Below are 12,401 nucleotides of genomic sequence, written 5' to 3' on the forward strand. Positions count from 1 at the left end.
GTCACAGGCGCACGATGATCAGCGCGGTGTCGTCGGTGGCGCCGCCGGGCGGCAGCAACTCCGACAGCACGGTGTCGGCAAGGGTCTCGAGGTCCTGGTCGCGGTGCTCGCGCAGGGCGTCGGCGAGCCGTTCCAGGCCCTTGTCGATGTCCTCGCGGCGCCGTTCGATCAGGCCGTCGGTGTAGAGCACGAGCGTGGCGCCCGGCGTGAACGTGGTCTCGGCCTGGGGTCTGGGGATCGGGTCCGGGCGGGCGTCGAGCGGCGTGTCCGTGGCCTGGTCGAGGAACTCCGTGCGGCCGTCGGCGTGGACGAGCACGGGCGGGGGATGGCCGGCGCTGCTGTACGTGATGACGTGGCGGTCGCAGTCGATGAAGGTGGTCACGGCGGTCGCCGACTCGGCCCCGTCGATCACGTGGGCATAGCGCCCCAGCACGTCCAGGGCCTGGGCCGGCCCCGCGGCGACCCGGGAGGCCGCGCTGAGCGCACTGCGCAGCTGGCCCATCACACCGGCGGCCCGCAGCCCATGCCCGACCACGTCGCCCACGGCCACGCCGATCCGGTCGCCGCCCACCAGATCGACCAGGTCGTACCAGTCCCCGCACACATTGAGCGCGCCCACGGCGGGCCGGTAGCGGACGGCGGCCCGGTGGTGGCCGACCTGCCGGGGCGCGGGCAGCATCGCCTCCTGCAGCGCCAGTGCCACCTCCCGCTCCCGGGAGTGCGCCTGACGCAGCCGCTCGTTGAGCTCCTGCAGATCACGGGCGCGGGTGTACAGCTCGGCCTCCAGCACCCTGGCCTTGCTGCCACGGTTCCCCGGAGGGCCGGTCCGGGCCCGGATCAGCTCCGTGACCTCCTCCACGCGGTGCAGGATCAGCACGACCTTGCCGTCCGAGCCGAGCAGCGGCGCGTTGACCGGGCTCCAGTAGCGCTTCTGCCACTCGCCGGGCCGCTCGGGGTCCTCGACGTCGTAGCGCTGCAGGGCCATGGTGTCGCGCTCCCCGGTGGCCAGGACGCGGTACAGCGAGGCCTCCAGATTGCGCATGCCGGTAGCTGTGGGGTCCTTGGGGTTGTCCGGGAAGACGTCGAACAGGTAGTTGCCGATCAGTTGCTCGCGCGAACGGCCGGAGAGGCGGACGAACTCCTCGTTGACGTCCGCGTACACGAGGTCGGGGGTCAGGAGCGCCACCATGCCGGGCAGGGCCTTGAACACCGAGCCGTAGTCGATTTCCGTCTCCGCCATGGCTGCCGCCTCACCGCTGCCGGGGTCACCAGTTTCCCACGGTATGAGTCAATCTGGGCCGGTCTATTCCGCGAGGTCCGCCAGGGACTGCTCGGCCCAGATGATCTTTCCTTCGGGGACGAACCGGGTGCCCCACCGCTGCGTGAGCTGGGAGACCAGCAGCAGTCCGCGCCCGCCCTCGTCCGTCGTACGGGGATGGCGCAGATGGGGCGCGGTGGCGCCGCCGTCGAGGACCTCGCAGACCAGGGCGCGCTCCCGGATCAGCCGGAGCCGGATGGTCCCGGTGGCGTACCGCATGGCGTTGGTGACCAGCTCGCTCACCACCAGCTCCGTGGTGAAGGCCAGCTCGTCCAGGCCCCAGTGCGCCAGCTGCCGGGTGGCCGTGCGGCGGGCGTCGGCGACCACGGCCGGGTCCGAGGGCAGGTCCCAGGCCGCTACCTGCCCGGTGCCGAGACGTTTCGTCCGGGCCATCAGCAGGACCACGTCGTCGTACGGGCGGGCCGGGACCAGCGCGTCGACCACGGACCGGCAGTACGACTCGAGCGGACCCGCCCGCTCCAGCGCCCGGCGCAACCGCTCCCGGCCCGCGTCGACGGCCCAGGTCTCGCCCCTGGCCAGCAGACCGTCGGTGTGCAGGGCGAGCGTGCTGCCCTCCGCCAGGGTCAGCTCGGCCGCCTCGAAGGGCGGGCCGCCCACGCCGAGCGGCGGCCCCTGCGGCAGATCGACGAACATGACCGAGCCGTCGGGAAGCACCACGGCCGGGGCGGGATGTCCCGCCGCGGCCATCGCACACCCGCCGTCGACCGGGTCGTACACGACGTACAGGCACCCGGAGCCCACAGACTGCGTCCCCGCGGAGCCCACCGTGCCGGGCTCCGCACCCTCCTCCCGGGCCGACCGCGCCACCAGGTCGTCGAGGTGCGCCAGCACCTCCTCGGGCGGCAGTTCCAAAGCCGCCAGCGTCCGTACGGCGGTCCGCAGCTGCCCCATGGCGGCGGCGGCGTCGATGCCGTGCCCGGGCACCTCGCCCACGACCAGCGCGACGCGCGCCCCGGACAGCGGGATGAGGTCGTACCAGTCGCCGCCGAGACCGGTCAGCTCGTCGGCGGGCCGGTAGCACGCGGCCACGTCGACCGCGTCCTGCTCGGGCAGCCGGTGGGGGAGCAGACTGCGCTGCAGGACGAGCGCGGCGTCCCGCTCGCGGGTGTAGCGGCGGGCGTTGTCCACGCAGACCGCCGCGCGGGCGACGAGATCCTCGGCCAGCCGCAGGTCCTCCTCGTCGAAGGACTCCCGGTGGTGGCGCCGGTAGAAGGTCGTGATGCCCAGGGTGGTTCCGCGCGAACGGATCGGCACGGTCATCACGCTGTGCAGGTCCAGCTCCCGGAACGTGGCCCGGTGGCCGCTCGGGGTGTCCGTGGTCCAGTCCCGGGTCAGCGGGTCGAGCCGCTCCTCGCGCCAGGACCGTCCCGTGGCCAGACAGCGGAAAGGCGGCGTTCCGGCCCGGAAGGCCACCACCTCGCCGATCTCGATGACGGCTTCCGCGAGGTCGTCCTGCGCGGACCGGTAGCCGGCGCGGCGCAGCTCCACCGGCTCCTCCGAGTCCGCGAGCGGCCCGGTAGCCGGCTCGGCGCCCCGCAGCACCGACTCCAGCAGGTCCACGGTGACGAAGTCGGCCAGCCCCGGCACCGCCACGTCCGCCAGCTCCTGCGCGGTGCGCGTGAGGTCCAGGCTGCGGCCGATGCTCTCGCCGGCCCGGTCGAGCAGCGCCAGCCGCTGCCGCGCACGGTGCCGCTCCGTCATGTCCACGACCGTGTAGTACACGCCGATCGGATGACCCCGGTCGTCCTCGAGCCGGGTGAACGACAGCATGTGCGCCGTCTCGCGCAACGGGGCCGAGCGCACATGGCCCACGTGCTCGTAGCCGATCACCGCCTCGCCGGTCTCCAGCACGTGCCGCATCTGGGCCTCGACCGCCAGGGCGTCCATGCCGGGCTGGACGTCCGCGAAGCGCAGACCGAGCCGGCGCGCCGCCGGGCCGCCGCCGAACTGCTCCAGGGCGGCGTTCGACCACACGAAGCGCAGATCCGTGTCCACGATCGCGATACCGACCGGGGCGCCCGCCGTCATCTGTTCCAGGACCGTGCGGCTCATGTCCCAGCCGGGGGCGCCGGCCAGCTCCGACAGGAGCATCAGCCAGCGCGAGCCGCCGTGCGCCTCCTCCGCCGAGGCGATCCGGGCCGCGACCTTCACCGGCTGCCCGTCCCTGCGGCGGACCGTCAGCAGACCCGTCCAGCCGCCGTCCCTGCGGCACCGCTCGACCAGGTCCGGCATGCGCTGGGCGTCCTCGGTGGCCAGCAGGTCGGCCAGCTTCTTGCCGACCGCCTCGGCGGCCGGGTACGCGAGCAGCCGCCGGGCACCGCTGGTCCAGCCCGTCACCACGCCCCGTGGATCGAGCAACAGGGGCGCCGCGTCGGCCACATCGAACCGTTGCCGGGCAACGCCGTACACCTCGTCTGCGCCCACGGCCGACCTCTCTGTCGCTGAGAGTGGTCTACCACCTCTTGCCCCAATCTTCACCCTTCCGGCCACGCGAGGCGGCTTGTGCAGGGCCGGTCGGGGCGGCGGAGGCGGCTGGGGCGACGTTCCACTTGCGAGGGGAAGCGGGATGGTGGACGGGGGCCGGGCACCCGGTCCCGGTTCCGCTTGCGCGGGGGGCAGGACCGGCCGAAACGGGACGGCCAACTCCTGCGCGCAGGGCAGGCCGCAGTCGTTCCGTCTGCGCGCGGAGAGGCGGGGCCGGTCCGGGCTGGGCAGGCCCGCCGGGGGCGCCGGCGCGCGGTGCGGCCGACCGGCGCCGGTCGTCGCCGGTCGGCCGCGCGGGCAGGGGCCCTGCTCCGTCCAGGCCGCGTGCGGACCTCTCCCTGCCGGTGAGCGATGCCGCGGTCGGCCCCGCGCCGCGCCCTCGCGGGGAGCGGCTGACCCGCCCGAGGACGCCGCTCCCCGCCCCGGTGACCGCCGGTCCTCTACCCCAGCGCCTTCTCCAGCGCCGCGAGCGCTCCCCTCAGCTCCTCGCCGGTGATGGTGAGCGGTGGGGCCAGGCGGATCGTGGAGCCGTGGGTGTCCTTCGCCAGGACTCCCTCCCGCATGAGCCGCTCGCTGATCTCGCGGCCGGTGCCGAGCGCGGGGTCGATGTCGACGCCCGCCCACAGGCCGCGCGAGCGGAAGCCGACGACGCCCTTGCCGACCAGCCCCGTCAGACCGTCACGCAGGATCACGCCGAGCTCGGCCGCCCGGCGCTGGAACTCGCCCGTCTCCAGCAGCTCCACCACCGCCGTACCCACCGCCGCCGCCAGCGGGTTGCCGCCGAAGGTGGAGCCGTGCTCCCCGGGATGCAGCACCCCGAGCACCTCCCGGCGCCCCACCACCGCCGACACCGGCACGATGCCGCCGCCCAGCGCCTTGCCCAGCAACAGCACGTCCGGCACGACCGGCTCGTGCTCGACCGCCAGCGTGCGGCCCGTGCGGCCGAGCCCGGACTGGATCTCGTCCGCGATGAACAGACACCCCTTGCGGCGGGTGAGCTCACGCACGCCGGCCAGATAGCCGTCGTCGGGGATGATCACCCCCGCCTCACCCTGGATCGGCTCGATCAGCACCGCCGCCGTCGTCTCGTCGACCGCCGCCTCCATCGCGGCCAGGTCGTTGTACGGCACCACCCGGAAACCCGGCGTGAAGGGCCCGAAGCCCGCCCGGGCCGTCTCGTCCGTGGAGAAGCTGACGATCGTCGTCGTACGGCCGTGGAAGTTGTCCGCCGCGACCACGATCGTCGCCCGGCCGGCCGGGACGCCCTTGATGTCGTAGGCCCACTTGCGGGCCACCTTCACCCCGCTCTCCACCGCCTCGGCGCCGGTGTTCATGGGCAGCACCATGTCCATACCGGTCAGCGCGGCCAGCCGCTCCGCGAACTCGGCGAGCCGGTCGTTGTGGAAGGCACGCGAGGTGAGGGTCAGACGGTCGAGCTGGCGATGGGCCGCCTCGATCAGCGCCGGGTGCCGGTGGCCGAAGTTGAGGGCCGAGTAGCCGGCCAGCATGTCGAGGTAGCGCCGCCCCTCCACGTCCTCCACCCAGGTGCCCTCGGCACGCGCCACGACCACCGGCAGCGGGTGGTAGTTGTGCGCGAGGACCGGTCCCTCCGCGCGGATCAGCTCCTGCGAGCCACGGGTCTCCCGCGAGCCGCGGGCCTCCTGCGAGTCCTCGGTGCGGACGGGTGCGGTCATGAGCGGATCTCCCGGATCTCCTGGGTGCAGCACTTGATGCCGCCACCGGCCTTCTGGAACTCGGACAGGTCGAGGGGGACGGGGACGTAACCGCGGTCGGCGAGCTGCCCGGCCAGGTCCGTCGCCCCGGGCGGGATGAACACGTGACGCCCGTCGGAGACGGAGTTGAGCCCGAACGCCATCGCGTCCGCGCGGGTGGCCAGCACCGCGTCCGGGTACAGCCGGGCCAGCACCTCGCGGCTGCCCGGGGAGAACGCTTCGGGGTAGTAGGCGATGTTCTCGTCGTCGAGGACGAACAGCGCCGTGTCCAGGTGGTAGAAGTACGGATCCACCAGCGTCAGGCTGATCACCGGCGTCCCGAAGTACTCCTGCACCTCGCTGTGGGCCTCCCGGGTCGTACGGAAGCCCGTCCCGGCCAGGATCCAGCGGCCGGCCGGAACCAGGTCGCCCTCGCCCTCGCACACGGACTCGGGGTGGTACACGTCATAGCCCTCCGCCTTGAACCACGCCTCGTAGGGCACGGATTCGGGACGGCGCTCGGGCGCGTGGAAGAGCGAGCCGAAGACGCGGCCGTCGACGACGACCGCCGCGTTCGCGGCGAAAACCATGTCGGGCAGGCCGGGAACGGGTTTCACACTGTCCACGGTATGGCCGTGGGCCCGGTAGGTGTCGACCAGCGCCTGCCACTGGTCCAGGGCGCGGATGACGTCGACGGGTTCGTCGGGATGCATCCACGGGTTGATCGCGTACTGCACGGCGAAGTGTCTGGGTTCGCAGACGAGGTAGCGCCGCCGGCGCGGCACACGGGAGTCGGGCACAGAGGGGTCCCTCCGCTTCCTCACGGTGTGTGACTGGTGGTTGACACAACGGTAGGAACTGACTGAGGTGCCCGACAAGGAACAAAGGTTGCGCGTCCGCGCAGGAACGCTGCGTCTTCCGTCCGCTCAGCGCACGTCTGCTGCGCCGCCCCGGGGCTCCTGCGGCGCCGGCTGGCTGGCCCCCGCCTCCGGGCTCTCGGGGAGCAGATGGGACAGCACCATCACGCTGATGGTCTTCCGGATGAACGGCTCCTGCCGGATCCGCTCCAGCACCTCCTCGAAGTGCTCCACGTCCCGCGCCCGCACATGTAGCAACGCGTCCGCGCCGCCGGTCACGGTCATCGCCGCGGCGATCTCCGGATAGTCGCGCACCACCTCGGCCAGCCGCCGCGGCGGGGCCGCGCCCTCGCAGTACACCTCGACGTAGGCCTCCGTACGCCAGCCCAGCGCCGACGGCTTCACCGTCGCCGAGAACCCGGTGATCACGCCCGTCTCGCGCAGCCGGTCGACCCGCCGCTTGACCGCCGTGGCCGACAGCCCGATCGCCGTGCCGATCTCGGCGAACGACGTCCTGGCGTTCGCCATCAACGCCGTGATGATCTTCCGGTCGAGTTCGTCGAACGGCGTGGACCTGCTGTTCATGCGGGCACTGTATCCACCGGCCTCCCGGTCCGCGCCCGGCCCGCGCGGGCACCGTGTCCAGCGCAGACGCCCACCCCCGGCACATGTCCAGACGTACGGATCACCCCTACACTCCACGTTCATGCTGCGCGCCCTGGCTGTCGACGACGAACGCCCCTCCCTGGAGGAGCTGCTCTACCTCCTGCACGCCGACCCCCGCATCGGCAGCGCGGAGGGCGCCGGTGACGCCACCGAGGCACTGCGCCGCATGAACCGAGCCCTGGAGTCCGGCCCGGGCGGGCCCGAGGCCATCGACGTCGTCTTCCTCGACATCCAGATGCCCGGCCTCGACGGTCTCGACCTCGCCCGGCTGCTCACCGGGTTCGCCCGGCCGCCGCTGGTCGTGTTCGTCACCGCCCACGAGGACTTCGCCGTGCAGGCCTTCGACCTCAAGGCCGTCGACTACGTTCTCAAACCGGTCCGCAAGGAACGCCTCGCCGAGGCCGTCCGCCGGGCCGCCGAGCTGCGCGGCGCCGCCCCGCGCATCCCCGTGCACGAACCCGACCCGGACCACATACCCGTCGAACTCGGCGGCGTGACCCGCTTCGTCTCGGTCGACGACATCACTCACGTCGAGGCCCAGGGTGACTACGCCCGGCTGCACACCGGCAAGGGCAGCCACCTGGTGCGGATCCCGCTGTCCACCCTGGAGGAGCGCTGGCGCACCCGCGGCTTCGTCCGTATCCACCGCCGCCACCTCGTCGCCCTGCGCCACATCGGCGAACTCCGCCTCGACGCGGGCACCGTCAGCGTCCTGATCGGCTCCGAGGAGCTCCAGGTCAGCCGCCGCCACACGCGCGAACTGCGCGACCTGCTCATGAGGAGGCCGTGACGGTGCCCCAGGACCACACCGAACGCCGCGTCGTCGTCACCGGCCCGGCCCGCCGCACCCGGCGGGCCTCCGGCTACTACCGCCCGCGCACCGAGATCGACGAACAGACCACCCTCGGCCACACCTATGTCCGTTCCCTGATGCGCACCCAACTGCGCGCCGCCCTCACCGTGTTCGCCATCCTCGGCCTGCTCGTCGGCCCGCTCCCGCTGCTCTTCGCGGCGATGCCCGACGCCCGCCGCCTGGAATGGGCCGTCCTCGGCTTCGGCCTCTACGCCCCCCTCGTCCTGCTCGCCCGCTGGTACGTCCGCCGTGCCGAGCGCAACGAACGCGACTTCGTGCGCCTCGTCGAAGACCGATGAACGACCACTGACGGACCGACGCCCGATGAACTCCAGCTACGCCATCCCCGCCGTCGCCCTCGTCGTCGTCGCGACGGTCCTGGTCGGCGCCTTCGGCCTGCGCATCTCCCGCACCACCTCCGACTTCTACGTCGCCTCCCGCACCGTCGGCCCCCGCCTCAACGCCGCCGCCATCAGCGGCGAGTACCTCTCCGCCGCCTCCTTCCTGGGCATAGCGGGCCTCGTCCTGGTCCAGGGCCCCGACATGCTCTGGTACCCGGTCGGCTACACCGCCGGCTACCTGGTCCTGCTCCTCTTCGTCGCGGCCCCGCTGCGCCGCTCCGGTGCCTACACGCTCCCCGACTTCGCCGAGGCCCGCCTCGCCTCCCAGGCGGTGCGCCGGCTGGCCGGTGCCTTCGTCGTCGGCGTCGGCTGGCTGTACCTGCTGCCCCAGCTCCAGGGCGCCGGACTCACCCTGACCGTGCTGACCGGGGCGCACGACTGGCTCGGCGGAGTGATCGTCGCCGTCGTCGTGACCGCCACCGTCGCCGCCGGCGGCATGCGCAGCATCACCTTCGTGCAGGCCTTCCAGTACTGGCTCAAGCTCACCGCCCTGCTCGTCCCCGCCCTGTTCCTGGTCCTCACCTGGCAGAGCGACGGCGCGCCCCGGCACGCCTTCGACGAACCGGCCACCTTCCGCGAGCAGCGTGTCGTACGCGTCGACGACAGCATCGACCTCACCCTCGACCGGCCCCTGAGCGTCACGGTGACCGGCACCGTCGACGGCCGGACGCACACCGGGACCCGCCTCGAACTTCCCGCCGGCACCCACCGCATCGAACACGGCACCCAGCTCACCTTCGCCGCGGGCGCCCCCGTCCCCCGGGCCGAGCGCAGCGGCGGCGGTGACCTGTCGCCGTCACAGGCCGAGAGCCGCGAGGAACGCCCGCTGTACGCCACGTACGGGCTGATCCTCGCCACCTTCCTCGGCACCATGGGCCTGCCGCACGTCGTGGTCCGCTTCTACACCAGCCCGCACGGCGTCGCCGCCCGCCGCACCACCGTCGCGGTCCTCGGCCTGATCGGCGCCTTCTACCTCCTGCCACCCCTCTACGGCGCTCTCGGCCGCCTCTACGCCCCCGAGCTCACCCTCACCGGCGACCCGGACGCCGCCGTCCTCCTCCTGCCCGACCGCATGATCGGGGGAGTGGGCGGCGACCTGCTGGGCGCGTTGGTCGCAGGGGGCGCTTTCGCCGCGTTCCTGTCCACGGCCTCGGGGCTGACCATGGCGGTCGCGGGCGTCCTCACCCAGGACGTCCTGCCGTCCCGGGGCGTACGGCACTTCCGGCTCGGCACCGCCCTGGCCATGTCCGTGCCGCTCGCGGCGAGTGTCCTGGTCGGCGGGCTCCCGGTCGCCGACGCCGTCGGGCTCGCCTTCGCCGTGTCGGCGTCCTCGTTCTGCCCGCTGCTCGTGCTCGGCATCTGGTGGCGGCGGCTGACCCCGCCCGGCGCCGCCGCCGGAATGCTGGTCGGCGGGGGTTCCGCACTGCTCGCCGTCGCCGCGACCATGGCGGGCTATCCGGGCGAGGGCGCCGCCCTGCACGCCCTGCTCGCCTGGCCCGCGCTGTGGTCGGTGCCGCTGGGCTTCCTCACCATGATCCTGGTGTCGCTGGCCACCCCCGGCCGGGTACCGCCCGGTACGGCGGCGGTCCTGGCCCGGTTCCACCTGCCCGAGGAACTGCGCACCGAGGTGACGGCATGAGCGGCTTCCTGGCGGGCCTGTGCGTCGCCGTGCTCCCGGTGCTCGCCCTGGGGGTCTGGCTGGGCCGGCGTACCGCCCGGGCCAAGAGCCTCGCCGGTCTCGGCACCCCCGTCGAGCACGCGACCTTCGAGACCCTGCACACGGCGTCCCTCGCCGCGCCCCCCCTGCGGTCCGGCCTGACGGAGGAGACCGCCCGCAAATCCGCCCGCAAACTGCGCTCCCTGCTCGGCACGGACGCCCTCTGCCTCACTGACATGAAGCAGGTCCTGGTCTGGGACGGCGACGGCGCCCACCACCGAACCGAGATCATGGAACGTCTCGCGGGCCCCCTGGAGACCGGCCGCGGCGAGGCCTTCCGGCTCACCTGCGACAGCCTCGACTGCTCGGTGCGCTGGGCGGTCGTCGCCCCGCTCACCGTCGACGACCGGGTGCACGGCGCCCTCGTCGCCTGCGCGCCCCGCGAGTCGGCGGTGCTCGTCCGGGCCGCCGGCGAGGTCGCCCGCTGGGTCTCGGTCCAGCTGGAGCTGGCCGACCTCGACCAGTCCCGAACCCGCCTCATCGAGGCCGAGATCAAGGCGCTGCGGGCCCAGATCTCCCCGCACTTCATCTTCAACTCGCTCGCGGTGATCGCCTCGTTCGTCCGCACCGATCCCGAGCGTGCCCGCGAACTGCTCCTGGAGTTCGCCGACTTCACCCGCTACTCGTTCCGCCGGCACGGCGACTTCACCACCCTCGCCGAGGAACTGCACGCCATCGACCACTACCTGGCGCTCGTGCGGGCGCGCTTCGGCGACCGCCTGTCCGTCACCCTCCAGATAGCCCCGGAGGTGCTGCCGGTGACCCTGCCCTTTCTGTGCCTTCAGCCGCTCGTCGAGAACGCCGTCAAGCACGGACTGGAGGGCAAGGCCGTGTCCTCCGGCAAGTGCCACATCCAGATCACCGCCCAGGACACGGGCGCCGAGGCCCTCGTCGTCATCGAGGACGACGGCGCCGGCATGGACCCCGGCCTGCTGCGCCGCATCCTCGCCCGCGAGGTCAGCCCCTCGGGTGGCATCGGCCTCTCCAACGTCGACGACCGGCTCCGCCAGGTCTACGGCGACGACTACGGCCTCGTGATCGAGACCGCCGCGGGCGCGGGCATGAAGATCACCGTCCGGCTCCCGAAGTACCAGCCGGGAGTCCACCCGGCGGGCCGGCTGCCCCGGGAGTGAGCCGTCAGGTGCTGCGCGTGGTGACCACCATCCCGAGGGTGATCAAACCCAGGACCACCCAGCCGAACCACAGCCAGCCGTTGCTCCCGAGCGCCACCGTGTAGGCCGTCACCACGACCAGCCCGCCTACGGTGAGCACTCCCATGGTCTTCGTCGAGTTGGAACCGTTCGTGGAACCGGGCATCGCAACACCCTCCTCATGGTTCGGTGACTCCATGGTGCCCGGCGAACGCCCGGCGCGCACGGCCCGTACACGAGCGGTGTTCAGCGCCCCGGCGCGTTCAGCGAGGCCAGGTAGGCGTTGTATGCCTCGAGCTCCTTGTCCCCGTCGCGGTCGGCGGCCCGGTCCGTGCGCCTGGCCTGCCGCTGGTCCGAGGCGTGCCACTGGAACAGCAGGGCCACCAGTACCAGCACGGAGGGGATCTCACTGAACGCCCAGGCGATACCGCCCGCCGCGTTCTGGTCCGAGAGCGCCTCGATGCCGAGCGAGGCGGGCGGGTTCTTGAACGTCTCGACCATCGGCTGGGACGCCATCATCAGGGCGATCCCGAAGAACGCGTGGAACGGCATGCCCGCGAACAGCTCCAGCATCCGCATCAGGTAGCCCGGGCGGTGCGGGCCCGGGTCCACGCCCATGATCGGCCAGAAGAACACCAGACCCACGGCGAGGAAGTGCACCATCATCGCGACATGGCCGGGCTTGGAGCCCATCAGGGTGTCGAAGATGGGCGTGAAGTACAGCCCGTACAGGCTCGCGATGAACAGCGGGATCGTGAACGCCGGGTGCGTGATGATCCGCATGTACCGGCTGTGCAGGAACATCAGCAGCAGCTCACGCGGCCCCTTGCGCCCCCGCCCCGCGGTCGGCAGGGCCCGCAGCGCCAGCGTGATCGGCGCCCCGAGCAGGATGAGGATCGGCGACACCATGCTGATGACCATGTGCTGCACCATGTGCACGCTGAACATCACCATGCCGTAGTCGTTCAGCTGCGTGCACATCATGAGCATGATGCTCAGCACGCCCAGGGTGAAAGCGACCGTCCGCCCCACGGGCCACTTGTCGCCGCGCCGGGCGAGCCGCACGACACCCCACGCGTACAGGGCCAGTCCGGCCAGGCAGGCGACGAGAAAGAACGGGTCCGGGGACCACTCCAGCCCTCGCCCCAGCGTGAACGGCGGCAGATCCATCGTCATGCCGTGCCCGCTGTGATCCATTCCGCCGGCTCCTGTTTCGTGGGG

General features: G+C 72.5%; 11 protein-coding genes. 4 read left to right on the plus strand and 7 right to left on the minus strand.

Annotated elements, in window-relative coordinates; all coding sequences use genetic code 11:
- Position 1: 1 nt before the first annotated feature.
- The 5 genes from IO24_RS0118555 to IO24_RS0118575 form a co-directional block, all read right to left on the minus strand.
- Complete coding sequence (locus IO24_RS0118555; protein WP_031137086.1) at positions 2-1,240, minus strand: PP2C family protein-serine/threonine phosphatase; 1,239 nt, start codon at positions 1,238-1,240, stop codon at positions 2-4.
- Positions 1,241-1,303: 63 nt separating this feature from the next.
- Complete coding sequence (locus IO24_RS0118560) at positions 1,304-3,763, minus strand: SpoIIE family protein phosphatase (RefSeq protein ID WP_031137087.1); 2,460 nt, start codon at positions 3,761-3,763, stop codon at positions 1,304-1,306.
- A gap of 500 nt (positions 3,764-4,263) precedes the next feature.
- Positions 4,264-5,517 carry an ornithine--oxo-acid transaminase gene (rocD, locus tag IO24_RS0118565; RefSeq protein WP_031137089.1) on the minus strand — a complete coding sequence of 418 codons (1,254 nt, stop codon included), beginning with the start codon at positions 5,515-5,517 and terminating at the stop codon, positions 4,264-4,266.
- Positions 5,514-6,335 carry a dimethylargininase gene (gene ddaH / locus IO24_RS0118570; RefSeq protein WP_031137091.1) on the minus strand — a complete coding sequence of 274 codons (822 nt, stop codon included), beginning with the start codon at positions 6,333-6,335 and terminating at the stop codon, positions 5,514-5,516. Before ddaH ends, rocD begins: the two co-directional genes overlap by 4 nt.
- 126 nt (positions 6,336-6,461) lie before the next feature.
- On the minus strand, positions 6,462-6,977 hold the full coding sequence (locus IO24_RS0118575; RefSeq protein ID WP_031137092.1) for an Lrp/AsnC family transcriptional regulator: 516 nt from the start codon (positions 6,975-6,977) through the stop codon (positions 6,462-6,464).
- A gap of 121 nt (positions 6,978-7,098) precedes the next feature.
- Between IO24_RS0118575 and IO24_RS0118580 the strand changes: the two genes are divergently transcribed.
- The 4 genes from IO24_RS0118580 to IO24_RS0118595 are packed head-to-tail and all read left to right on the plus strand — an operon-like array spanning position 7,099 to position 11,162.
- Positions 7,099-7,848: a LytR/AlgR family response regulator transcription factor gene (locus IO24_RS0118580; RefSeq protein WP_031137093.1), complete on the plus strand. Its 750-nt coding sequence runs from the start codon at positions 7,099-7,101 to the stop codon at positions 7,846-7,848.
- A gap of 2 nt (positions 7,849-7,850) precedes the next feature.
- Positions 7,851-8,210, plus strand: a complete 360-nt coding sequence (locus IO24_RS0118585) for a hypothetical protein (protein WP_031137095.1) — start codon at positions 7,851-7,853, stop codon at positions 8,208-8,210.
- Between the two features lie 25 nt (positions 8,211-8,235).
- The gene (locus IO24_RS0118590; protein ID WP_031137097.1) at positions 8,236-9,951 is read left to right on the plus strand and encodes a sodium/solute symporter; all 1,716 of its coding nucleotides are present in this window, start codon (positions 8,236-8,238) and stop codon (positions 9,949-9,951) included.
- A complete protein-coding gene (locus tag IO24_RS0118595) occupies positions 9,948-11,162 on the plus strand; it encodes a sensor histidine kinase (protein WP_031137098.1) in 1,215 nt (404 codons plus the stop codon). The genes IO24_RS0118590 and IO24_RS0118595 overlap by 4 nt, the downstream gene beginning before the upstream one ends.
- 4 nt (positions 11,163-11,166) lie before the next feature.
- Here IO24_RS0118595 and IO24_RS0118600 read toward each other — a convergent pair whose 3' ends face one another.
- Both IO24_RS0118600 and IO24_RS0118605 read right to left on the minus strand, forming a co-directional pair.
- Positions 11,167-11,346, minus strand: coding sequence for a hypothetical protein (locus tag IO24_RS0118600; RefSeq protein WP_031137100.1), 180 nt, complete (start codon positions 11,344-11,346; stop codon positions 11,167-11,169).
- A gap of 80 nt (positions 11,347-11,426) precedes the next feature.
- A complete protein-coding gene (locus IO24_RS0118605) occupies positions 11,427-12,377 on the minus strand; it encodes a cytochrome c oxidase assembly protein (protein ID WP_031137101.1) in 951 nt (316 codons plus the stop codon).
- Between the last annotated feature and the right edge of the window lie 24 nt (positions 12,378-12,401).

The organism is Streptomyces flavovariabilis, assembly GCF_000725785.1.
GTDB classification, from domain to species: Bacteria; Actinomycetota; Actinomycetes; order Streptomycetales; family Streptomycetaceae; genus Streptomyces; species Streptomyces hawaiiensis.